The organism is Saccharopolyspora spinosa NRRL 18395 (assembly GCF_000194155.1).
GTDB classification, from domain to species: Bacteria; Actinomycetota; Actinomycetes; order Mycobacteriales; family Pseudonocardiaceae; genus Saccharopolyspora; species Saccharopolyspora spinosa.
In genome coordinates this window covers 2419115-2440088 of sequence record NZ_GL877878.1, presented here as the reverse complement: position 1 = coordinate 2440088, position 20974 = coordinate 2419115, and the positions used below count along the sequence as shown (strand labels likewise).

Genomic DNA, 20974 nt, shown 5'->3' with positions numbered 1-20974 from the left:
GGGAGGCGGCCATAGCAGCCGCCGCGATCGTCGGAGGCAGAGGGGCATCGTGCACGTCGCGCAGGTCGGCTCGGGGGCATCGTCCAACAGGCGACCACTGTTCAGCGTGGAGAACGTCTCCGCGCGGGCACTCGGGGCGCTCCCGCCGCCGCTGCTGGTGCTGGTGGGCGTGATCAGCCTGCAGGTCGGTGCCGCGTTCGCCAAGCAGCTGTTCATCATGGCCGGCGCGTCCGGGGTGGTCGCGCTGCGGTTGCTGTTCGCCGCGGTCGTCCTGCTGGCCGTCTGGCGGCCGTCGCTGCGGATGGATCGCCGGACGTTGGCCGTGGTCGCCGGTTACGGCGCGGTGCTCGCGGGCATGAACGTCTGCATCTACCAGGCGTTCGAGCGGATCCCGCTCGGTGCGGCGGTCACCATCGAGTTCCTCGGCCCGCTGGCGGTGGCGGTGATCGGCTCCCGGCGCAAGCTCGACATCGTCTGGGCGGTGCTGGCCGGGACCGGTGTGGTGCTGCTGGCTCGTGTGGAGGGTGGTCTCGACTGGGTCGGGGTCGCGTTCGCGCTGATGGCCGGTGCGCTGTGGGCGAGTTACATCGTGGTCGGCGCCAAGCTCGGCAGCCGGACCAGCGGCGGGTCCGGGCTGGCCCTGGGCATGGCCTTCGGCGCGCTGGTGGCGGCGCCGTTCGGCATCGCCGAGGCCGGGACGGCGCTGCTGCACCCGGCGGTGCTCATCGCCGGGCTGGTGGTGGCGCTGATGTCGTCGGTCGTGCCGTATTCGCTGGAGCTGGAGGCGCTGCGCCGGATGCCGCCTAGGGTGTTCGGCGTGCTGATGAGCCTGGAGCCCGCGGTGGCGGCGCTGGCCGGGCTCCTCGTGCTGGGTGAGGCGCTTGGTGCCTGGCAGTGGGTCGCCGTCGGCTGCGTCGTCGCCGCTTCGGTGGGTTCGGTCGGCACGACGAAGAACTCGGGCCCGAAGGACATCGGCGCCAACTGACCCGGGGACCGGCTTCGGCAGCCACGGCAAGCACCCCCGTTTCCACTGGTCGCAGCGCCAGAGATCAGCCGTTATCCGGGTGACCGCCGATTTCTCGCGAACTCGGCACCCAGCCGGGGAAACGAGCCGAGGTGATCACGGAGCGTCGCCTTGGGTGGTGGTGCGATCGGGATCAGACGGCCGGGAACTGCATGGGGCGCAGGGCGCGCATCAGGGTCAGCAGGGTCTGGTTGAGCGGGACCGGGATGTCGTGCTGCTGCGCCGCTTGGACCAGTGCGCCCGTGATGTGCTCGTGCTCGGTGGGCAGGCCCGCCAACCGGTCGTAGAGCATCGACGTTCCGTTGGTCGGCGGGAACTTCTCGATGTAGTCGGCGAGCACTTGCTCGGCGTCGTCGTGGGTCAACTGGGCGCCCTCGGCGCGGGCGACATCGACGGCCTCCGCGAGCACGCCCTTGCTGAGCTCCTGGACGTCGGGCTCGCGGAGCACGTCGAGGCGGCGCAGGGTCAGTGTGGTGATCGGGTTCGGCGCCAGGTTCGTCAGCAGCTTCCGCCACGACGCGGTGCGGAAGTCGCTCGTGGTGCGAGCCGTCAGGTCGCCGCCGGAGAGCAGCTCGACGAAGCGTTCGCCGATCTCGCCGGCCTCGACCTGCATGGTGGCGGGGGAGCGGCGCACCACGTGCCCGGGCCGCACCCGCTCGGCCGCCACGTAGATCAACGCGGGCAGCACCGGAGCCCGCAGCCCCATCCTGGCGACCGATTCGCGGTGCTCGACGCCGTTCTGCACCACCACGACCGGGGCGCGTCCGTCGTCCAGCTTCTGCAACCAGCCCGCCGCGCTCGCCGCGTCCTGGACCTTGGTCGTCAGCAGGACCCAGTCGAACTCGCTGAGCGCGCCCGGTTCGGTCACCACCGAAACCGGGATCTCCCCGGTGCGGTCCGGGGTTTCCAGCGTCAGCTCCTCGAACGGGGTCCGGACGCACATCGTCACCCGGTGCCCGGCGGAATGCGCTGCTTCCGCGAGAACCCCACCGATACTGCCCGAGCCGATCACCGCGATGCGTTGTCCTGCCACGGGCCAGAGATTACCCGTCGACGCGGGCGCTCCGGTTCACGTCGCCGTACAGCACTGCTTCGAGGTCGTAACGCGTCGGCTCGTCGAGCTGGTCGTAGTCACAGGATTCGGGCTCGCGGTCCGGACGCCACCGCACGAACTGCGTGGTGTGCCGGAACCGGCCCGGGTAGGCGCCTTCGGTGTGGTCGTAGGAGACCTCGACGACGCGCTCCGGGCGCAGCGGCACCCACGGCTGCTCGCTGCTGCTCCAGCGGTTGATGGAACCGGGCAGCCGCCGCCCATCCTCGGCGTCCGGGCCGAGCCACGGGTGTTCGCCTTCGGTGATCAGCTCCCCGAGTTCGGTGGCCAGCGCGCGCCGCTGCGCGGCCGGGAAGGCGCCGACGACGCCGACGTGGTGCAGCACGCCCCGGTCGTCGTGCAGCCCGAGCTGCAGGGATCCGACGGCGGTGCCTGGTTCGGTCTTGGCGTGCCAGCGCAGCCCGGCGACCACGCAGTCCGCGGTGCGCGAGTGCTTGATCTTGAACATGGTCCGCTTGCCCGGTACGTACTGGCCGCTGGTGGGCTTGGCGATCACGCCGTCCAACCCGGCGCCCTCGAACACCCGGAACCATTCCTCCGCAGTCTCCGGATCGTCGGTGACCGGCGTGGTGTGCAGCCCGCCGTGGTCCAGGCCGAGGCCGGCGAGCAGTTCGCGGCGCTCGGTCTGCGGCGCGGACGTGAGGTCTCGGTCGTCGAGCGCGAGCAGGTCGAAGGCGATGAAGGTGGCCGGTGTCTTCTCGGCGAGCATCCGGACCCGGCTGGCGGCCGGGTGGATGCGTTCGCCCAGCGCGTCCCAGTCCAGCCGGTCGCCGACGTCGTCGCGCCGGATCACCACGAGCTCGCCGTCCAGCACCGCGGGCCGGTCGAGGTGTTCGGTCACGGTCCGCAGGACTTCGGGGAAGTACCGGTTCAGCGGGCGGCCGGTGCGGGACTGCAGCAGCACCGGCTGCTCGGCCTGCGGATCGGCGAACACCAGGCACCGGAAGCCGTCCCACTTCGGTTCGAACAGCAGGCCGCCCTGCCGGGAGATGCCTTCTACCGGGCTCGCCAGCATCGGCTTGACCGGTGGTTGCAGTGGAAGCACCGAGTCCTCCTCAGAGCTCAGAGCTTTTTCGCGGAACGGGCTGCTGCGACGTTCCAGCGTTGCCGATTGCGCAGTATGCCCGCCGCGGAAGCTGAAAGCGCGGCGCACTCGACGAGAACTTCAAACTGGGTGCGCCCAGCAACTGGGTCCGCTTGATCGTCCTGGAGGATGGCGCTCAATTAGCCGGGTCGAAGGTGCGTGCTTCGGCGAGGCGCGATTGAGCACGAGGTCGCCCAATGCGGATGGCGTGCTGGATGCGGGGCGCGCAGCGCAGCAACACGATGCCGCGGCAGATCCGCGCCGCCGGAGCGGTCAGTGGACGCGTTGGCGGGGCGCGCGATCCAGCTGCAGGCGGATCGCCGTCGGCAGGGTATCCATGCCCAGCGACTCCCGGGCGCGCGAAAGCACCTTCTCGTCGAGTTCTTCCCAAACGTGGCGCACGTTGGTGCCTTCCTGCAACGACAGCGTCAGCCGAAGCGCCGGGCGCTGCAAGCTGCCCGACATCCGCACCCGAGCCCGCTTGACGCCGGTGACCCGCTCGGCGTCGGCTCGCACGGCTTCGGTGAGCGCCGCGCTCGTCACCGTCAGGTCGCCGTCGCCGCGCTCCAGCCGCAGGTCCGGTCGCGCTTCGGGGCGCAGCGCCCGCACCACCCACCACAGGCCGAGCACGAACAGCACGATGCCGAGCACGATCGCGACTGCTATCACCAGCTGCCCGTGGTCCCTCAGCCACTGCACCAGGATCGGGTCGGCTAGCGGGCGCTGCGCTCGGAAGGAGCCCAGCCAACCAATGCCGACCAGGAGCGCGAGGACGCCGACTACCAGCGCGAACGAGCCGAGGGCCGCTGTTGCAACGCGCTCGAAGGCCAGCCCGCGAGCGACCGGTGTTGTGCTCGGCTTGATCTCCCGCTTGGTCTCGGTCATCGCCGCTCCTTCGGTGTTGCCACCGACACCAGCACCTTCGGGGTGGTGCGCAGCGGCAGGTCCTGCACGGCGTGTTCGGCGGTCTCGGTCAGCAGGCCCCGCAGGTCGCCGGATTCCCGGAACTGCGCGGTCGCCTTCACCTGGACCCGCTTCGCCCCGGCGGTGACCGACGCACCCGCGACCCCGTCCTGGTCGCGCACCTGGTGCCCGACCAGCCGGGCCAGCGAGCGCCGGTCCGTGGTCACGGTGACCTCCGGCGCGGGGTCGTGCAGCCGGAGGTCCTTGCTCCCGGCGTTGATCGCGACGAGCACCAGCAACAGGCCCACCACTGCGACCACCGCCGCGGTGGCGAGCACCGGCGGGTCCTGCCAGGACAGCGAGCTCAGTCCGAAGTGGACCCGCTGCCAGGGGACGACGAGACCGCCGGTGCCGGGCCGCAGCAGGAACCACACCGCTTCGATCGCGAGCAGCGCCCCGGCGGCCGCGACGGCCAGGCCGAGCAGCGTGGTGATCAGGCGTACCAACAGGCGCATGGCTCACTCCACCCGCGGCGTTACGTCCGCGGGAACGAGGGCGGACACGGTCACGTCGACGGTGCGGACCCGGAAACCGGTGATGCGCTCCAACTCCGATCGCACCCGCTTCCGCATCGACGCCACGGTCCCGCGCACCGGCGCGGGATAGCGCAGCGCGACCTCCAACCGGATCCGCAGGGCGTCGTCCGGGCCGGACACCTGCGCCGTGGCGCCGTGCTGGCCCAGCCCGACACCGGCGAGCCGGCGGCGCGTCCGGGCGCTACCGGGATCCTGGTCGGCGGCGTGTTCGGCGATCTTGCGCACCACGGTGCGGCCGATGTGCAGCCGGCCCCGATCGGCGGGATCCCCGCCGCAGCCGGTGTCCTCGGCCGCGGCCTGCTCGGGGGTGGCCGTCATCGGTCCCGACCCCGGCCCCGGCCCAGGATGTCGCCGATCTCCAGCTCCCCGTCCAGGACCCGGCCGATCACCAGGCCGATGGCGCCGACCACCAGCGCGATCAGGAACCCGGTGAAGCCGCCGACCACGCCGGCGGTGCCGAGGATGAGGCCGGCGAGCAAGCCGGTCTGCGTCGCATTCATGGATGGAACCTCCTGCTGAGGAACTGACTTGGAAACTCACCGGACTCGCGGGGGCCGCTTCCGGCGCATCCACCGCGCGCGGATCCGGTGCACCAGCCCCCGAATCCCGCGCGGCCGGTGCACCACGACCACCGGCGCGTCGTAGCGGTCGCACGGCCGGCGGCCCCGGAGCTCGGCCAGCCCGGCGGCGAAGAGCTCCGGGTCACCCCCGACGTCCGGGTGGTTGGCTCGGACAAACGCGCGGATTGCTGCCCGCGCGGTGGCCGGATCGCGCTGCACAGCCCCCATCATGCGCTTCCCGCCGGTTCGTCGGTGGTGATCACGTCGGCGACGGTGATGTCCACCGGGACCTCGTCGAGCAGATCGGCCAGCGCGCTGCGGATCTCGTCGAGAATCTCCGGCAGCGGCCTCTCCAGGCGCAGCACCACACCGATCTCCGCGGCACCCACTGGGGGCAACCGGACCCCGACGACCTTGCTGCCGGGCAGGTACGACGCGATCTCGCCGAACTGCCCGCCGTGCAGCCGCACCACCGAGGGGTGGGCGAGCACCCGCTCGGCCAGTTCACCAGCGGAAACCTGCTCCGACATGTCGCAGTCGTCCTCCACGGTAAGTGGGTGGTCTGGCGGCGTCCGGGATCGCGGGCGCCGCGCCGGACATCATCTACCCGGCGGCGGTCATTCGACGCGGGAGGTGGCCTGCTGACCGGCCTCCTCGCCGTCCTCGTCGGGCAGGTGGATGTCATTGACCGCGATGTTGACCTCGATGACGTCCAGCCCGGTCATCCGCTCCACCGCGGTGATCACGTTGCGGCGCACCGCCCGCGCGAGGTCCACGATGGACGCGCCGTACTCCACGATGATGTCCAGGTCGACCGCGGCCTGCTTCTCGCCGACCTCCACCTGCACCCCGGAAGTGGAGGAAGTCCCGCTACCGCCCGGGATCCGGTCCCGGATGGCGCCGAAGGCCCGGGAGACCCCGCCGCCCATCGCGTAGACGCCGGAGATCTCGCGAGCCGCGATGCCGGCGATCTTCTGCACCACGGACGCGGCGATGGTGGTCTTGCCCTGGGAGGTCTCGTCGGCCAGGCGGGCGGGGGCGTTGCTGGCCCGGGTCTCCGGGATGCGCCGGGTATCGGTGCTCCGCTCGGTGGCCTGTGTGTCCTGCGGGGTTCCGCTGTTCTGGGCCATGAAATCCAGCTCCTTCACGGTTCCGCCGATGCCGGGCGGCTCGGCGGGGCTCGATACGAAGTTCGATGCGCGTTCCCGGCTTGATCTTCCGCGGTTGTGCGCCATATCACCCATTGTGGTCACCCGATTGCGGGCGGCGCGACGTCGACCACGCGAACCCACACGGCCGGGGTGCCCGCGCCGAGCGCCGCCTGCAGCGCGGCGGTCAGCTCCCGGTGGATCGCCTCGACCAGTTCCGGGGCGGGCAGCGGATAGCGGATCGTCAGATCCACCCGCACCTCGTCGACGTCGCCGACGCAGCCACGCAGGTGCACCCCGGGGCGCTCGGCGAGGAGTTCCAGGCACAACCGCCGCGTCAGCAACACCACCGCCTGCTGGGCGATCCGCAGCTTGCCGCCCTCCTGGTCGAGCTCCACCGGCGCCGCGCCGTGGCCGCCGCGCACCCCGCGCACCGCCGTCAGCGTGCGCTCGACCAGCCCGTGTGGCGGCTCGATCGGCAGGCTCGCGGTGCGCCGCACCTGCGCCCAGTCGGAGTCCAGCTCGGCGAGTTCGGCCTGGCAGAACCGGCAGGTCGGGATGTGCTCGGAGAGCTCCACCGGCGCGCTGTCGGCGAGGAAGTCCAGCAGCATGCCGTCGGTGCGGCCGCAGGGCAGGACCCGGTCTGGGTCGAAGGAGCGGTCAGCCATAGCGCATCTCCTTCAGTCTCGCGAGCAGCGTCACCCGAGCCCGGTGCAGCCGGGACCGGAGGGCGGTCACCGGCACGTCGAGCATCTCGGCGATCTCCTCGTAGCGCATGCCCTCCAGCTCGCGGAGCACCAGCGGGATGCGCTGCGAAGGTTCGAGCGTCGCGATCGCGCGGTGCACGCGGGCCACCTCCTCGGTGCGGAGCGCATGGCCCTCGGGACCGAGGGCCGCGCTGTCGGAGATCCAGTCGTCGGTCGGCTCCAATGGGACGGTGGGCCTGCGGCGACGCAGGCTGGCGAGGGCCGCGTTGGTGACCACCCGGTACAGCCAGGTGGTCGGTGCCGACTCGCCGCGGAACCGGTCCAGCGACCGCCATACAGACACCCACGCCTCCTGGACGGCGTCCTCGGCTTCGGCGGAATCCCCGAGGATCCGGTACGCGACCCGGTACATCTTGGTGGTGTGGCGGCGGACCAGTGCGTCGAACGCCGTCGCGTCGCCGCGTTGGGCGGCAGCCACGAGGGCCTCGTCCGAACCGGTCCCAACTGTCACGGCCGCATTCTCGCGTAACGGAGCAGGAGCAGCGATTCCGCGTGCAGTGCGGACCGCAGCTGCATCTGCCGGGGTACGGCGACGCCGCCACCCGCCGCGATGCGGCCCGCGTCGCCGCTGACCAGCAGGGGTGACAGGGTCAGGCACAGCTCATCGACGAGATCCTCGTCGACGAGGTGGCCGAACAGCGTCGGGCCGCCTTCACAGCCGATTCGGCGCAGCCCCCGCGCGTCCAGCGCGTCCAGCGCCGCCCGCAGGTCCACCCGCTCGTCGCCGGTGACGACGACGTCGGCGCCCGCGTCGGCGAGCGCGGAGCGGCGCGCCTGCGGCGCGGCGTCGCAGGTGAGCACGATCGGCGGCACCAGGGTGTCGGTGAGCAGCGGCGAGTCGGGCGGCAACGACGCGCGCGCGGTGACCAGCGCGATCGGTGGCACCTCGGCCAACCCGAGCCGCTGCCGCCGCTCGGCGCGCACCTCGGTGCGCTTGACCCCGCGATAGCCCTCGGCCATCGCCGTGCCGACGCCGACCAGCACCACGTCGGAGAGGTCCCGGATCAGCCCGAGGACCCGCTGGTCGATCGGCGCGGACAGCCCGCGCGAGCTGCCCTGGACGGTCACCGCACCGTCCAGGCTGGAGACGAAGTTCACCCGCACCCAGGGCCGTTCCGGCTGCTCCGGGTAGGAGTAGAACTCGCCCAGTTGGTCATCCACCTGCTGCGCGCCGTCGACCGGCCAGAGCTTGTCCACCACGGGTCAATCCCACCACGCGCGCCAGTCTGGCGGGTGAGCAGGAGCACGGGACCGCACGGCCGGGAAACCCGTGTTCGGTTATAAGGTCGGCGCATGAGTTCTCCCCGTCTGGTCGACCGCCGTCCCGAGATGACCCCGGACGAGCTGGTCCAGGCGATGACGCCACCGCCCATGTTCGACGCGGTGCGCTTCGACACCTACATCCCGAACCTGGACGAGCCGAGCCAGGAGCAGGCGGTTCGGGACTGCTCGGCCTTCGCCGACGGGATCAACGCCGCCGTCGGCGGCGGGTCCTGGCTGCGCGGGGTGTTCGGCCGGAAGAAGAACGACGACGTCAAGCGGGGGCTCTACCTGGACGGCGGGTTCGGCGTCGGCAAGACGCACCTGCTCGCGTCGCTGTGGCACGCCACCGAGGGGCAGAAGTCCTACGGCACATTCGTCGAGGTCACCAGCCTCGTGGGGGTGCTCGGCTTCGCCGAGACCGTCGAGCGGCTCTCGAAGCATCGGCTGCTGGCCATCGACGAGTTCGAGCTGGACGACCCGGGTGACACGATGCTGGTCACCCAGCTGATCGCGAAGCTCACCGACGCGGGCGTGCACGTCGCCGCGACCTCCAACACGCTGCCCGACAAGCTGGGCGAGGGCAGGTTCGCCGCGGCGGACTTCCTGCGCGAGATCCACGCGATGTCCGCGCGCTTCGGCGTGGTGCGGGTCGACGGCCCGGACTACCGGCACCGCGGGTTGCCGGACGCGCCGCCGCCGATGAGCGAGGACGAACTCACCCGGCTCGCGGAGGCCACCGACGGTTCGACGCTCGACGACTTCGACGGGCTCTGCGACTACCTGGCCGGGCTGCACGCCTCGAAGTACGGCCGCCTGGTCGACGGGATCACCGCAGTGCACCTCAGCGGCGTGCACGAGGCGCCGGACCAGGACGTGGCGCTGCGGCTGGTGGCGCTCGCCGACCGGCTCTACGACCGGGCCATCCCGGTGCGGGTCTCCGGCGAAGCGCTGACGGCGCTGTTCACCGACGAGATGCTGCACGGCGGCTACCGGAAGAAGTACCTTCGCGCGATCAGCCGCCTGACGGCGCTCTCCCGCGACCTCGCCAAGTCCTGATCGGGAGGGAGCGAACGGACCGTTCGCTCCCGCCAACGGCACGGACGGTCCGTTCACTCCCGCGATGGTGACGCGGCTGTTGGTGCGAATGGTCCGTTCGCTCCTGTCTATGGCGCGGGTGGTCCGTTCGCTCCCACGGTGGCGACGCGGCTGTTGGGTGCGAATGGTCCGTTCGCTCCTGTCTATGGCGCGAATGGTCCGTTCGCTCCCCTTACTGAGATGTTGCTCGCGGATCAGCGGGTGAGGACCGCTTCGATCGCGTCGAGGCCCGTGTCCAGCTCGTCCCGGGTGATCACCAGCGGTGGGGCGATACGCAGCGTCGTGTCCTGCATTTCCTTGCACAGCACACCGCGCTCGGCTAGCGCCTCGCTGGCTTCGCGGCCCGTCGGCCCGCCTGCGGTGAGCTCCACGCCGGCCCACAGGCCGCGGCCTCGCACCTCGACCGCTCCGCGGCCGACGAGTTCGCCGAGGCGCGCGTGCAGGTGCGCTCCCAGGTCGCGCGAGCGCTCCTGGAACTCGCCGGTGCTCAGCAGGCGCACCACTGCTCGGCCGACCGCGCAGGCGAGCGGGTTGCCGCCGAAGGTGGAGCCGTGCTGGCCGGGTTGCAGCACGCCGATCACGTCGTCGCGACCGACCACTGCGGACACCGGCATGATGCCGCCGCCGAGCGCCTTGCCGAGGGTGTAGAGGTCGGCGCGGATGCCGTCGTGCTCGCTGGCCAGCAGCTCGCCGGTGCGGGCGAGTCCGGATTGGATCTCGTCGGCGATGAGCAGCACGTCGTTGTCGTCGCAGAGCCTGCGCAGCCGGGGCAGGTAGTCGGCGGGCGGCACGATCACGCCAGCTTCGCCCTGGATGGGTTCGACCAGGACGGCGGCGGTGCGTTCGGTGATCGCGGCCGCGACCGCAGCGGCGTCGCCGTATTCGGTGACGACGAATCCCGGTGTGTATGGGCCGAATTCGTCGTGCGCGACCGGGTCGGTGGAGAACGACACGATGGTGGTCGTGCGACCGTGGAAGTTCGACCCCGCCACGATGATCTCGGCTTGGTTCTCCGGCACGCCCTTGACCCGGTAGGCCCACTTCCGGGCGATTTTGATGGCGGATTCGACGGCCTCCGCGCCGGAGTTCATCGGCAGCACCCGGTCGGTGCCGGTGAGTTCGGCGAGTTCGCGGCAGAACAGGCCGAGCTGGTCGTGGTGGAAGGCGCGGCTGGTGAGCGTGACGCGGCCGAGCTGCTCGGTGGCGGCGGCGACCAGGTCTGGGTGGCGGTGCCCGAAGTTCAGCGCCGAGTACCCGGCCAGGAAGTCCAGGTAGTGCCGTCCGTCCACATCGGTCATCCAGGCGCCGGATGCCTCGGCGATCACGACCGGCAGTGGGTGGTAGTTGTGCGCGCTGTACCGCTCGTCGAGCTCCCGGAACCGGGCGGCCTGCGACGACGCTTCGAGGTGCGACGGAACGACAGTCATGGCCATAAGGTTATGTCGGCGATGGCGCAGATTTCAGCCGCGAGGCATTGCTTGAAGCGTCGATTCGTTGCGTCATTTCGCAGTGTTGCGGCGGTTCGTTGTCTCAGCGGGGGAGGGTGGTCGCCCCTTGACATCATGGACCCGGTGAGTGTTCCCCGGACTGGGAAGGCGAGGCGCTGATGCCGGACAACGGTGAGTACCGGATCTACCTGGGCGCGTACACGAGCGCGGAATCGGCGGCCGACGGGATCCGGTTGGCGATCGCCGACGCCGACGGCGCTTTGCGGTGCACCGAGAGCGTCGCCGAGGCCGCCGACCCTTCGTTCCTCGCAATGGCACCCGATGGGGCGACGCTGTTCGCGGTGAGCGAGCTGCGGCAAGGCCGGGTCATCGCCTTCAAGGTGCACGACGACGGCACGCTCACCGAACTCAATTCGCAGCCGTCGCTGGGTGCCGCGCCGTGCCACCTGAGCGTGCACCCGTCCGGCAAGTACCTGCTGACCGCGAACTACCAGTCCGGGAACCTGGTGGTGCATCCGATCGCCGACGGCGGCGTACTGCGCGAGCCGTGCCACGTGGTGCAGCACAGCGGAAGCGGTCCGAACCCGCAGCGCCAGGAGGGCCCGCACACGCACCAGGTGCTGCCCGACCCGTCCGGCCGCCACGTGCTCGCGGTGGACCTGGGCACCGACTCGGTCTACGTCTACGACTTCGATGTGGACAGCGGGCACCTGGCGCTCAAGCACGAGGTTCCGCTGCGGGCGGGCGCCGGGCCGCGGCACCTGGCGTTCCACCCGGACGGCGAGCGGGCATACGTGATCAACGAGCTGGCGTCCTCGATCACCGCGTTCGGCTACGACGCGGAAACCGGGGTGCTGGAGCCGGGCCGGACGCTGTCGACGCTGCCGCCGGACTACGGGCGGCCGAACCTGGCGGCCGAGATCGTGGTGACGCCCGACGGCCGTTTCGTGTACGGGTCGAACCGGGGGTACGACAGCATCGCGGTGTTCCGCGCGGACTCCAGCGACGGGGAGTTCCGGCTGGTCGACATCCGCCCGGCGGTGGTGGCCGAACCCCGCCACATCGCGCTTTCGCCGGACGGCCGGGTGTTGTTCGTCGCGGGCCAGCGCAGCAACGACGTACAGGCGTTCGGCATCGCGGACAACGGCGACCTGACCCCGCTGCGCGAACCGGTCCCGACCCCGACCCCGGTCTGCATCCTCCCAGTGGCGTGACCGACAGGACGCGGTGGTGTGACCGACAGGACCCGGTGGTGTGACCGACAGGACGCGGGATTCGGCAAGCGCAGGCGCCACCGGGCACCACCCAGGATTCTGAGGAACCGGCGCCCAGGTTGGCGATTTCGAGCATCGAAACTGTAGCCGGTGACGGCGGTGGGATCGGGTAGGCCTGTTTCGTCAGGTCACGGGCAGTGTGGGCACCGTCCACTCTGGCCATACGGTGTGGGTGGGTGTGAGAAATACCGACGTAAGCGCCGTTGCGTAGCTGCGAAAAGTCCTCGCCGCGCAATGACATCGACCCGGAGGCGCACAGCACCACACCTGCGTCAGTGAGCGCCGATCGGCAGTCCCGAGCCACGACGAACCCCTGCGGGAGAGCTGCCGCAGGACAGCGGACGAGGATACGTCGGGGCTGCTCGCGAGTTCTCAGGCTTGAGTTTCCTCGTCGATCCACGACAGGGAGGCATCACTACCGCCGGTGATCGGCGTCGCGATGATCTCGGGCACGTCGTAAGTGCGGTGCCCGTTGATCGCCAACCCCGGTGACTGGTGCGGAAGGTGCGCTCGGGGCGGACTGCGCGGTTACGGTCGGCCGGCGCCGTAGCGGCCGTAGGCGTACTGGGTCAGTGCCGTGCGGGCCCGGCGGGCTTCCTGGCGGCGGGTCAGCCAGCCGCCCGTGGCGCCGATCGGGAAGACCCGGGCCCCGCCGTGGTACGTGCGGGCGCGGTGCCACCACAGGGAGTTGGGCTTCCTGCCGTCGGCCAGCCACACGGCGACCGCCGTCCGCTTGCCGTCGCCGACCACGTCGACCCGATCGACCTGGCTCCACGGGATCTCCCGGGTCAGGCCCATCCGGGAGATCAGCAGCCCGTCGCTGTTGATCTTCAGGTGCAGGTTCGGCAGCAGCACCTTCCCGATCGACCAGATCATGCTGATGCCCAGCAGCAGCATGCCCAACTGGAAGATCGCGACGCGGTCGTGCGAATGCCCGCCGAGGCCGTAGGTCTGGAACAGCCTGCCGGCGCCGAGGATGATCAACCCGCAGATCACCGCCGACATCGCGGCGCGGAACCGGCCGCCGGTGGCGAACACCGGACCGGGGTTGTCCTTGCGCACCCGCTGCGGCGTCCGCGTGGTCTCCCTCGGACGTGCCGGGACGATCTTGTCCCGCATCGGCGCGGGGGCGGGCGATCCCGGCGGGGGCGCGACGGACGCGGGGATGACCGGCGCGGGTGGGACCGGCGTGGGTGAAACCGGTGTCGCGTCGTGCGCCTGCGTGTAGGACCGAGTCCCGGGCTTGGGTGTCGGTTGCGGCGGCGCGGTGTCAGGCAGCGGCGCGTTCGCCGTCTGCTGCAACTGAGTCGCGTGCTGGGTGATGACGTCGCTGATCGCGGGCGGTAGCCAGGCATTGCCCTGCGGGCTGGCTTCGCCGATCTGGTCGAGCAGGTCGCTCGGGGTCGGCCGGGCGGCCGGGTCCTTCGCGAGGCAGGCCGCCAGCAGCGGTCGCAGGCCCTCCGGCGCCCGGGACAGGTCCGCTTCGGTGTGCACGACCCGGTAGAGCAGGGCCGCTGTGCTCTCTTCGCCGAATGGGCCGGTTCCGGTGGCGGCGAAGACGAGTACCGCACCGAGTGAAAACACGTCGCTGGGTGGGCCGACTTCGCTGCCGAGGGTCTGCTCGGGGGAGAAGAAGCCGGGCGTGCCCAGGAACATGCCGGTCGCGGTGAGAGCGTTGCCGGTCATCGCCCGCGAGATGCCGAAGTCGATGACGCGCGGTCCGTCCGGGCCGAGCAGGACGTTGGCCGGTTTGAGGTCGCGATGCACCAGGTGCGCGCGGTGGATGGCGCCGAGCGCTTCGGAGAGCCCGGCGCCGAGGCTGCGGACGGTGGCTTCGGGCAGCGGGCCGTGGTCCACGACGGCTTGGTGCAGCGTTGGGCCCGGCACGTATTCGGTGGCCAGCCAGGGCTGTTCGGCGTCGGGGTCGGCGTTGACCACCGCAGCGGTCCAGAATCCGCCGACCGAGTGAGCCGCCAGCACCTCGCGGCGGAAGCGCTCCCGGAACTCCGCGTCCTCGGCGAGGTCCGCCCGGATGATCTTCACCGCCACCACTCGGCCGCCTCGGGAGCGGCCCAGGTAGACGCCGCCCATCGCGCCGCGGCCCAGCCGGGCGAGCAGCCGGTAGTCGCCGACCCGGTTCGGGTCGCTGGCCAGCAACGGCTGCACAGGACCTCAGCCTCCTGCCTCGAAGATCTCGGTTCTCGTCCCCAATGAGCTTACGGATCCGCCGCGCCGGCGTGTGCAGACCCACCGACCTGCCCCGGCTGGGTGGTTCTGGTAATCGAATACTTGGCTTCGTTCCAATCCTTTCTCTGGATGGGTGTTGTCGGTATGATCCGGCGCACTGCGAGCCCGAAGGAACGATCACGTGGATCCGAGGGAGGCGCTTCGTGACGTCCACCGAGCAGGATCGTCCCGCCGTGGCGCTGCACGACGTCGGCAAGCGGTTCCCGGGGGTGGTCGCGGTCTCCGGCGTCACGCTCGCCATCCCGCCCGGCGAAGTGCACGTGTTCGCCGGGGAGAACGGGGCGGGCAAGTCGACGCTGATGAAGCTGATCGCGCAAGTCGAACAGCCCAGCAGTGGACGCATCGAACTCGACGGTGTCCCGGTCGCCTACCAGGGGCCGGGCGCGGCCCGGCGGCTCGGGGTCGTCATGGTCCACCAGGAGTTCGCGCTGGCGCCCGACCTGTCGGTGGCCGAGAACCTGTTCATCGGCCACGAACCCGGCCGCGGCGGGTGGATCTCGCGGGCCGAGGAGCGCCGCGCCGCGCGGGAACTGCTCGGCCACGTCGGTCTGGACATCGATCCGGGGCGGCGGGTGGCGCTGCTGTCCACTGCGGAGCAGCAGCGCGTCGAGCTGGCGAAAGCCCTGACGGTGCAGGCGAAAGTGCTCATTCTCGACGAGCCCACGGCCAGCCTCACCGAGCGGGAGGCCGAGGAGCTGTTCGGCATCGTCCGCGAGCTGACCGCGCGGGGCATCGCGGTGCTTTACATCTCGCACCGGCTGGACGAGATCTTCGAGATCGGCGATCGGGTGACGGTGATGCGCGACGGCGCCGTCGTCGCCACCCGACCGGTCACCGAACTGGATGAAGACCGGCTGGTGCAGCTGATGGTCGGCCGCGACGTGGAGAACCTCTACCCGCGCACCCACAACAAGCCCGGTCCGGTGCGGCTGGAGGTCCGGGGGCTCACCCGCGACGACGCCGTCCGCGACGTGTCGTTCGAGGTCCGCGCGGGCGAAATCGTCGGGCTGGCCGGGCTGGTCGGGGCCGGGCGCACCGAACTGGCGCGCGCGGTGTTCGGCGCGGAGCTGCCGGACGCGGGCACGATCGCCTTGGACGGCAAGCGGTTGCGCATCCGCGGCCCGTCCGACGCGATCGCCGCGGGCATCGGATACCTCACCGAGAGCCGGAAGACCGATGGTCTTGCCCTACCGCTGGGGGTGGATAAGAACATCACGCTGGCGAAGCTGCCGATGCGGGCCGGATTGATCGATCTCGCCGCGGAACGCAAGATCGCCGAGCGGGAGCGCGACGGCCTCCGGATCCGGGTGCCGTGGGTGGGGCGCCCGGTGCGGACGCTCTCCGGTGGCAACCAGCAGAAGGTGATCCTGGCGCGGTGGCTGGAAACCGGCGCGGAGGTGCTTTTCTTCGACGAGCCCGGCCGCGGCATGGACGTCGGGGCCAAGTCGGAGATGTTCCAGCAGATGGATTCCCTGGCCGCGCGGGGCAAAGCGGTTGTCTTCATCTCCAGCTACCTTCCGGAGCTGCTGAACATGTGCGATCGGATCCTGGTCATGCGCGGTGGGCGGATCACCGGAGAGGTCGCCCGCGCGGAGTTCTCGGAGGAACGCGTCGTCGCGCTGGCAACCGGGGCCCGCAACGTCGAAAACGGGGGCAACCATGACTGAGCAGACCAAGGCACCGTCCACTGAGGACCGCGGCCTGCTGGGCGGGCTGGGGGACCGGCTCTCCGGCGCGGTCTCGCAGGTCGCCGCGGCCGGCGCGCTGATCGTCGTGTTCATTGTGCTGTCGATCGTCGCGCCGTCGTTCCTCACCGCGGACAACCTGTTCAATCTGGGCTCGCAGACCTCGGTGAACGCGGTGATGGCGGTCGGCGTGACGCTGGTCATCATCACCGGCGGCATCGACCTATCGGTGGGTTCGGTGGCGGCGCTGTCCGGGGTGCTCGGAGTGGTGTTGATGGCCGACTACGGGTTCAACCCGATGGTGGGCATCGTCGGCGGCATAGCCGTCGGCGCGGTGGCTGGGCTGGTGAACGGGCTGCTGGTGTCGGTCGTCGGGCTGCCGCCGTTCATCGCCACCCTCGGGATGCTCAGCGTCGCCCGTGGCCTGGTGCTGATCGCCACCGGTGCGGTCGCGGTGTTCGGCGCGCCGGAGTCGTTCCGCTTGCTCGGACAGGGCGTCATCGGCGCGATCCCGATCCCGGTGCTGCTCATCGCGCTTGTCGCGGTGGCCGGGCACGTGGTGCTCACCCGGACCCGGCTCGGCCGCTACGCGTACGTGATGGGGTCCAACATGGAGGCCGCGCGGCTGTCCGGTGTCCCGGTGCGGCGCTACACCACCGCGGTCTACGTGCTCTCCGGCGCGCTGGCCGGGCTCGGCGGCATGATCGCGGCGTCCCGGATCTACTCCGGGCAGCCGAACTTCGGTGACGGCCTGGAGCTCGACGTGATCGCGGCGGTCGTCATCGGCGGGGCGAGCCTGTTCGGCGGACGCGGCACCGTGTGGGGCTCGTTGATCGGCGCGTTCCTGGTCGCGGTCATCCGCAACGGGGCGGTCCAGCTCAACATCAGCACCTTCTACCAGAACGTGCTGATCGGCGTGATCATCTGGCTAGCGGTCTGGTGGGACCGTTACCAACGACGCAAGCTCGGCGGCGACGCCGGATGAGGAATTCGTTGCACAACTCGTTTTGCGTAGGGGTGCGGTAGCGGAACCTCAGACGCTCCCTGGACTGTGGGAGCCCCTTGTCCGGCACGCGGCGAAGGGGCTGTCCTCGCCAGGAAGCGGCTGAGAACCCGCGGCGGTGCAAATTGTGGGGGCGGGCTGAGTTGCTTCGCCGCTTCAAGACAAGACCCGAACACCAACGCAGTAAGCCGCGATGAGCAAGGGAGCTCGGCGATGAAGAAGGTACTGACCGCGACGTCCGCCCTGCTTTCGGTGGCCGCTGTGCTGGGCACTGCCGCGTGCAGCGTCGGGGTGCGCGAGCAGACCGGCGGTGGTGTCCAGCAGGGCGGGCCGATCAAGCTCGCCGTGGTGCCGAAGGCGATCGGTTTCGACTTCTGGGAGAAAGTGCGGGTGGGCGCCGAGTGCGCGGGCGCCAAGCACCAGGACGTGACGGTCCACTGGGACGGGGTGCACGCCGAGAGCGACGTCAGCGGCCAGCAGAGCCTGCTGCAGGACATGCTGTCGCAGGGCGACGTCAAGGGCCTGGTGTACGCGGCGACGGACGCCAAGGCGCTGGCCGACATCAGCAAGTCCGCGCAGGGCCAGGGCACGACGGTGGTCAACATGGACTCCGGCACCACCCCGCAGCCGCCGGACGTGCCGGTGTTCGCGACGAACAACGTCGCCGCCGCCGAGCAGGCCACCGACGTGCTCGCCGAGCAGCTCGGCGGCAAGGGCAAGGTGGCGTTCATCGAGTTCCAGCCCGGCACGAGCACCAACGAGACGCGTGCCGAGGGCTTCAAGAAGGGCATGGCCAAGCACCCCGGGCTGCAGCTGGTCGCGCAGCAGTCCAGCGACAGCGACTACAACCGGGCGTTGCAGGTCACCCAGGACATCCTGACCGCCAACCCGGACCTCAACGGCATCTACGCGGCCAACGAGCCCAGCGTGCTCGGCGCGGCGGAGGCCGTGCGGCAGGCGGGGAAGGTCGGGCAGGTGAAGGTCATCGGCTGGGACACCTCGGAGGGCGAGATCCAGGGGTTGCGGGACGGCGTGATCACCGGGTTGATCGCGCAGAACCCGTTCCGGATGGGCTTCGCGTCGGTCAACGCGGCGATCGGCAAGATCCGCGGTTCCGCGGACCCGATGCCCAACCCGGACACCGGTTCGATGCTGATCACCGCTGAACCCCACCTGCGAGAACCCACCCGCCTGATTCTTCACGAGGCGACGGGCACCCGGGACCGAGCAACCGGGTCACTGGTGCCCCTAACCCATCACACGATCGAGTGGGAGTGAGGGATGTCTTCGACCGACTTGGCTTGGAGCCTGTTGCAAAATTACGCCCACCACATACCGTGATCGATCGATCACGGCTGAGATGGCCACTGGCGGACGAACGGCGGCGATCGAGACTGATTTGGTACTTCGGTTCAGCCGTTTTAGCCGAAAACGCAACAGGCTCCTTGGCCGACCGAAGGCGCCCTTTTCTCGGAGGCTTGGCGCTGACCTGGTAAAACGCTGGTCACGGGTGGTGTGACCAGCGGGTTGATCGTACGCAGTCTATACGCTGCTGACCTGCTGTGAGTACGCAGTGGGACGGTTTCGAGCCCACGTTTGTCCTACGCCGTTGATCAAGCCCTTTCCCACGCCTGCCCCATGCGGACGCGCCCCCGGAAGTGGGCCGTAGAGATCGACAACGCCCCCGCCGGAAGACCATCCGGCGGGGGCGTCATGGCCGCTTCTCTCGTGCAAGGCGCTCGCGGGGCCGACCTCCCACGTCATCGACCACCGCGATCGTGTCCCGTGCGTTCAGTTGAGCCACGGCGATCCTTCTTTCAGTCGCCGCACGATGCACTGCGCATCCGTGTCAGCACACCGCGATCCACTCAACACACGTCGGGCGCTGGCCCGTGCGCACGTATTCGGCGACGGCACGTAGAACGAGCTCGATCGGCACCTCCGTGTGCGCGTCCATCGGCGTGTGGTGAAGCCCGCCTAGCCAGTAGTCGACAGGCCCCGCATTGGTTCCGTTCGCCGGAACCATCAGCGGTTGATCCTGCCAGACGAGCGCGCCCGTCTCAGCGTCACGGACGCCCACCGACAACGCCGGTTGCTCGTACCACGGAAGGTCATCGCGAAGGCTCGACAACGTCCAGGACCACGGACAACCAAGCTCCGGATCTTGGCTCAGTTGCCGAATCGCGTCGACCAGATCCACATCCGGCGGAAGCTGCCGAACATCAATGTCGTTGCCCCGTAGCAGATCGCTCGCACTCGCCGTCATGATCCCTTCCCGTGATAGGTGTGGCTGAACGGTTTCCCGTCGGCCGTCGTTCCGTGCACGGTCATCGAGTGCCCCCGTGGCAAGAACGGTTCAAGCATGTCATGGCACCCCGTGTCTGCCCCGGCTCCGAGCCACACGGGGCGTGGTTGATCACGACTTCCTGATGTTGATCACCGGTCCGGGTCATCATCGCCGCGACCTTCATTTCGACGTGCCGCCGTAGGTCAAGCGGGCGGCGAACGCCGATCTCCTGTAGCCGTTGATCGACCATGTCCGAGAATCCGTCGGCCCCGGACTGAACCCGCGTCGGGAGCCCGTTCACACGGACGTAGCCGACCGTCGGCGAGCCCGCGCCGCGCTGCACACGTGGGGGTAAGCCCTCGTCGACGGCCCACGCCGCCGCCGCTGGATACTCCGAACCGTCGACGCCGACGACGTTCGGCGGGCGCTTCGGCGCGGCCGGGCGCTCCGGTTCCGGCGGCGCGCTCCCGGCGGCCGAGCTCGCCCCCGCGCCGATACTCCGGCGGTACTGCTCGATCCGCTCCCGGATCGCCGCCACCTTGGCGCGTGCCTCGTCGAGCTGGTCGGCCGCCGTCTCCTGCAAGCCGAGCGCTTCGAGTGCTTCCGGATCGGTCGCACCCGTCAACGCGTACCCGAGAGCGTCCCGGCCCTCCGAGCACGAAAGCGTCGCCGTCGTGATCTTCTCGGCCGCCTCGTCGAGCTTGCCGACGGCCGTCGCTAGCTTCCGGTCGACATCCTCCACCGACATCCGTGCGCCCCGATCCTGTCGCCGTCACAGTCGGACGGCCGATCATGCCGGGGATCACCGACACCGTTTCAAGATCACCCCCGCGGTTCGTGCCGGCGGTAGGCGCTCATGGTCATGAACTGCGAAAACAGGTTCAGAGTCAGCGACGAGACGCGCCCCGTCGGCTCTCGGACCATTCCCGCGTGACCGTCGACATGTGCCGTTTCCACGGGTGCGGATCGTCGGCGGCGATCTGCGCCCACACGCGGGCGTTGGCGCGGGCGAAGATGTCGACCGCCTCCGCCGACGCGGCCGTCCACGCGGGCGTCTCGGCGACCCACGCCTCCGCACTGGCGGGCGCATGCCCGTCGGCGATCAGCCGATACACCAAGGTCGCCGGGTCGATGAACGCCGCGCCCCGCGTAGGCCACGCCCAATCGATCAGGTGCGCCCGGCCGGTCCGATCGATAATGACGTTCAACGGGTTGTAGTCCGTGTGCAGCAACGTCGAGCCCGCTAGCGCGTCGAGCTCGGCCGAATCGTCGACATAAGCGCCCGACCGTTGCACCGGGCGTTTGAGCTCCGGCAGGTCCGGGCACTCGACGGCGCCGAGTCGGCACAGAACCTCGAAGACGGCGGGGAGGTCCGGCGAGCCCGGCCGGTAGTCGGGGTGACGGCCGTCGACCCACTCGACGCCGATCAAGTCCCAGCCGTCGACCTCCACGCGCCACAGCAGACGCGGCGACACGGCC

24 protein-coding genes are annotated in these 20974 nt (G+C 70.2%); 6 read left to right on the top strand and 18 right to left on the bottom strand.

Features of this window, described 5'->3' with window-relative positions:
• Window positions 1-49: 49 nt before the first annotated feature.
• Entirely contained in the window at window positions 50-985 is a 936-nt protein-coding gene (locus tag SSPN_RS0112215) for an EamA family transporter (protein ID WP_010694986.1), read from the top strand.
• Between the two features lie 172 nt (window positions 986-1157).
• Here the strand turns inward: SSPN_RS0112215 and SSPN_RS0112210 are convergent, their stop codons facing one another.
• From SSPN_RS0112210 to SSPN_RS0112155, 12 genes are all read right to left on the bottom strand, one after another.
• Window positions 1158-2057: a 2-dehydropantoate 2-reductase gene (locus tag SSPN_RS0112210; RefSeq protein ID WP_044572863.1), complete on the bottom strand. Its 900-nt coding sequence runs from the start codon at window positions 2055-2057 to the stop codon at window positions 1158-1160.
• 10 nt (window positions 2058-2067) lie between these two features.
• Entirely contained in the window at window positions 2068-3180 is a 1113-nt protein-coding gene (locus SSPN_RS0112205) for an ATP-dependent DNA ligase (RefSeq protein ID WP_010694984.1), read from the bottom strand.
• Window positions 3181-3492: 312 nt separating this feature from the next.
• The gene (gene amaP, locus SSPN_RS0112200) at window positions 3493-4104 is read right to left on the bottom strand and encodes an alkaline shock response membrane anchor protein AmaP (RefSeq protein WP_010694983.1); all 612 of its coding nucleotides are present in this window, start codon (window positions 4102-4104) and stop codon (window positions 3493-3495) included.
• Window positions 4101-4637 (bottom strand): DUF6286 domain-containing protein, encoded by a 537-nt coding sequence (locus SSPN_RS0112195; RefSeq protein WP_010694982.1) that lies wholly within the window; start codon window positions 4635-4637, stop codon window positions 4101-4103. Before SSPN_RS0112195 ends, amaP begins: the two co-directional genes overlap by 4 nt.
• 3 nt (window positions 4638-4640) lie before the next feature.
• Window positions 4641-5036: an Asp23/Gls24 family envelope stress response protein gene (locus SSPN_RS0112190; protein WP_010694981.1), complete on the bottom strand. Its 396-nt coding sequence runs from the start codon at window positions 5034-5036 to the stop codon at window positions 4641-4643.
• Entirely contained in the window at window positions 5033-5218 is a 186-nt protein-coding gene (locus SSPN_RS0112185) for a hypothetical protein (protein WP_010694980.1), read from the bottom strand. The genes SSPN_RS0112190 and SSPN_RS0112185 overlap by 4 nt, the downstream gene beginning before the upstream one ends.
• A 36-nt stretch (window positions 5219-5254) precedes the next feature.
• Window positions 5255-5509: a hypothetical protein gene (locus SSPN_RS0112180; protein ID WP_170121546.1), complete on the bottom strand. Its 255-nt coding sequence runs from the start codon at window positions 5507-5509 to the stop codon at window positions 5255-5257.
• On the bottom strand, window positions 5506-5808 hold the full coding sequence (locus SSPN_RS0112175; protein WP_010694978.1) for a hypothetical protein: 303 nt from the start codon (window positions 5806-5808) through the stop codon (window positions 5506-5508). The genes SSPN_RS0112180 and SSPN_RS0112175 overlap by 4 nt, the downstream gene beginning before the upstream one ends.
• Window positions 5809-5895: 87 nt before the next feature.
• Window positions 5896-6408: an Asp23/Gls24 family envelope stress response protein gene (locus tag SSPN_RS0112170; protein ID WP_029535242.1), complete on the bottom strand. Its 513-nt coding sequence runs from the start codon at window positions 6406-6408 to the stop codon at window positions 5896-5898.
• A gap of 119 nt (window positions 6409-6527) precedes the next feature.
• On the bottom strand, window positions 6528-7094 hold the full coding sequence (locus SSPN_RS0112165) for a hypothetical protein (RefSeq protein WP_010694976.1): 567 nt from the start codon (window positions 7092-7094) through the stop codon (window positions 6528-6530).
• Window positions 7087-7644 (bottom strand): RNA polymerase sigma factor, encoded by a 558-nt coding sequence (locus tag SSPN_RS0112160; RefSeq protein ID WP_010694975.1) that lies wholly within the window; start codon window positions 7642-7644, stop codon window positions 7087-7089. Before SSPN_RS0112160 ends, SSPN_RS0112165 begins: the two co-directional genes overlap by 8 nt.
• Window positions 7641-8393, bottom strand: coding sequence for a pyrimidine reductase family protein (locus SSPN_RS0112155; RefSeq protein ID WP_010694974.1), 753 nt, complete (start codon window positions 8391-8393; stop codon window positions 7641-7643). The genes SSPN_RS0112160 and SSPN_RS0112155 overlap by 4 nt, the downstream gene beginning before the upstream one ends.
• A 93-nt stretch (window positions 8394-8486) precedes the next feature.
• Between SSPN_RS0112155 and zapE the strand changes: the two genes are divergently transcribed.
• Window positions 8487-9512 carry a cell division protein ZapE gene (gene zapE / locus SSPN_RS0112150; protein ID WP_029535241.1) on the top strand — a complete coding sequence of 342 codons (1026 nt, stop codon included), beginning with the start codon at window positions 8487-8489 and terminating at the stop codon, window positions 9510-9512.
• 233 nt (window positions 9513-9745) lie between these two features.
• Here the strand turns inward: zapE and rocD are convergent, their stop codons facing one another.
• Window positions 9746-10984, bottom strand: a complete 1239-nt coding sequence (rocD, locus tag SSPN_RS0112145; RefSeq protein WP_010694972.1) for an ornithine--oxo-acid transaminase — start codon at window positions 10982-10984, stop codon at window positions 9746-9748.
• 173 nt (window positions 10985-11157) lie between these two features.
• On the opposite strand from rocD, the gene SSPN_RS0112140 reads away from it, so the two are divergent.
• Entirely contained in the window at window positions 11158-12213 is a 1056-nt protein-coding gene (locus SSPN_RS0112140; RefSeq protein ID WP_010694971.1) for a lactonase family protein, read from the top strand.
• A gap of 432 nt (window positions 12214-12645) precedes the next feature.
• On the opposite strand, the gene cutA is transcribed toward SSPN_RS0112140, so the two are convergent.
• Together cutA and SSPN_RS0112130 are read right to left on the bottom strand one after the other, a co-directional pair.
• Window positions 12646-12756 carry a divalent cation tolerance protein CutA gene (gene cutA, locus SSPN_RS54615; protein WP_010694970.1) on the bottom strand — a complete coding sequence of 37 codons (111 nt, stop codon included), beginning with the start codon at window positions 12754-12756 and terminating at the stop codon, window positions 12646-12648.
• Window positions 12757-12801: 45 nt separating this feature from the next.
• Window positions 12802-14439: a serine/threonine-protein kinase gene (locus SSPN_RS0112130; RefSeq protein ID WP_010694969.1), complete on the bottom strand. Its 1638-nt coding sequence runs from the start codon at window positions 14437-14439 to the stop codon at window positions 12802-12804.
• Between the two features lie 224 nt (window positions 14440-14663).
• Between SSPN_RS0112130 and SSPN_RS0112125 the strand changes: the two genes are divergently transcribed.
• The 3 genes from SSPN_RS0112125 to SSPN_RS0112115 all read left to right on the top strand — a co-directional run bounded on the left by SSPN_RS0112125 (window position 14664) and on the right by SSPN_RS0112115 (window position 18486).
• Entirely contained in the window at window positions 14664-16187 is a 1524-nt protein-coding gene (locus tag SSPN_RS0112125) for a sugar ABC transporter ATP-binding protein (protein WP_010694968.1), read from the top strand.
• Window positions 16180-17190 carry an ABC transporter permease gene (locus SSPN_RS0112120; protein WP_010694967.1) on the top strand — a complete coding sequence of 337 codons (1011 nt, stop codon included), beginning with the start codon at window positions 16180-16182 and terminating at the stop codon, window positions 17188-17190. The genes SSPN_RS0112125 and SSPN_RS0112120 overlap by 8 nt, the downstream gene beginning before the upstream one ends.
• A 231-nt stretch (window positions 17191-17421) precedes the next feature.
• Window positions 17422-18486 carry a substrate-binding domain-containing protein gene (locus SSPN_RS0112115; protein WP_010694966.1) on the top strand — a complete coding sequence of 355 codons (1065 nt, stop codon included), beginning with the start codon at window positions 17422-17424 and terminating at the stop codon, window positions 18484-18486.
• Between the two features lie 571 nt (window positions 18487-19057).
• Here SSPN_RS0112115 and SSPN_RS0112110 read toward each other — a convergent pair.
• The 3 genes from SSPN_RS0112110 to SSPN_RS43540 form a co-directional block, all read right to left on the bottom strand.
• A complete protein-coding gene (locus SSPN_RS0112110; protein ID WP_044572861.1) occupies window positions 19058-19408 on the bottom strand; it encodes an Imm1 family immunity protein in 351 nt (116 codons plus the stop codon).
• 127 nt (window positions 19409-19535) lie between these two features.
• Window positions 19536-20243: a DddA-like double-stranded DNA deaminase toxin gene (locus SSPN_RS0112105; RefSeq protein ID WP_010694964.1), complete on the bottom strand. Its 708-nt coding sequence runs from the start codon at window positions 20241-20243 to the stop codon at window positions 19536-19538.
• 139 nt (window positions 20244-20382) lie between these two features.
• A complete protein-coding gene (locus SSPN_RS43540) occupies window positions 20383-20970 on the bottom strand; it encodes an aminoglycoside phosphotransferase (protein ID WP_143539516.1) in 588 nt (195 codons plus the stop codon).
• Window positions 20971-20974: the final 4 nt, after the last annotated feature.

What these genes read in the sequence shown, in the direction of transcription:
- amaP (WP_010694983.1), bottom strand. Translation starts at nt 4,104, where the DNA reads ATGACCGAGACCAAGCGGGAGATCAAGCCGAGCACAACACCGGTCGCT.
- SSPN_RS0112195 (WP_010694982.1), bottom strand. Translation starts at nt 4,637, where the DNA reads ATGCGCCTGTTGGTACGCCTGATCACCACGCTGCTCGGCCTGGCCGTC.
- SSPN_RS0112190 (WP_010694981.1), bottom strand. Translation starts at nt 5,036, where the DNA reads ATGACGGCCACCCCCGAGCAGGCCGCGGCCGAGGACACCGGCTGCGGC.
- SSPN_RS0112185 (WP_010694980.1), bottom strand. Translation starts at nt 5,218, where the DNA reads ATGAATGCGACGCAGACCGGCTTGCTCGCCGGCCTCATCCTCGGCACC.
- SSPN_RS0112180 (WP_170121546.1), bottom strand. Translation starts at nt 5,509, where the DNA reads ATGATGGGGGCTGTGCAGCGCGATCCGGCCACCGCGCGGGCAGCAATC.
- SSPN_RS0112175 (WP_010694978.1), bottom strand. Translation starts at nt 5,808, where the DNA reads ATGTCGGAGCAGGTTTCCGCTGGTGAACTGGCCGAGCGGGTGCTCGCC.
- SSPN_RS0112170 (WP_029535242.1), bottom strand. Translation starts at nt 6,408, where the DNA reads ATGGCCCAGAACAGCGGAACCCCGCAGGACACACAGGCCACCGAGCGG.
- SSPN_RS0112165 (WP_010694976.1), bottom strand. Translation starts at nt 7,094, where the DNA reads ATGGCTGACCGCTCCTTCGACCCAGACCGGGTCCTGCCCTGCGGCCGC.
- zapE (WP_029535241.1), top strand. Translation starts at nt 8,487, where the DNA reads ATGAGTTCTCCCCGTCTGGTCGACCGCCGTCCCGAGATGACCCCGGAC.
- rocD (WP_010694972.1), bottom strand. Translation starts at nt 10,984, where the DNA reads ATGGCCATGACTGTCGTTCCGTCGCACCTCGAAGCGTCGTCGCAGGCC.
- SSPN_RS0112140 (WP_010694971.1), top strand. Translation starts at nt 11,158, where the DNA reads ATGCCGGACAACGGTGAGTACCGGATCTACCTGGGCGCGTACACGAGC.
- SSPN_RS0112120 (WP_010694967.1), top strand. Translation starts at nt 16,180, where the DNA reads ATGACTGAGCAGACCAAGGCACCGTCCACTGAGGACCGCGGCCTGCTG.
- SSPN_RS0112115 (WP_010694966.1), top strand. Translation starts at nt 17,422, where the DNA reads ATGAAGAAGGTACTGACCGCGACGTCCGCCCTGCTTTCGGTGGCCGCT.
- SSPN_RS0112105 (WP_010694964.1), bottom strand. Translation starts at nt 20,243, where the DNA reads ATGTCGGTGGAGGATGTCGACCGGAAGCTAGCGACGGCCGTCGGCAAG.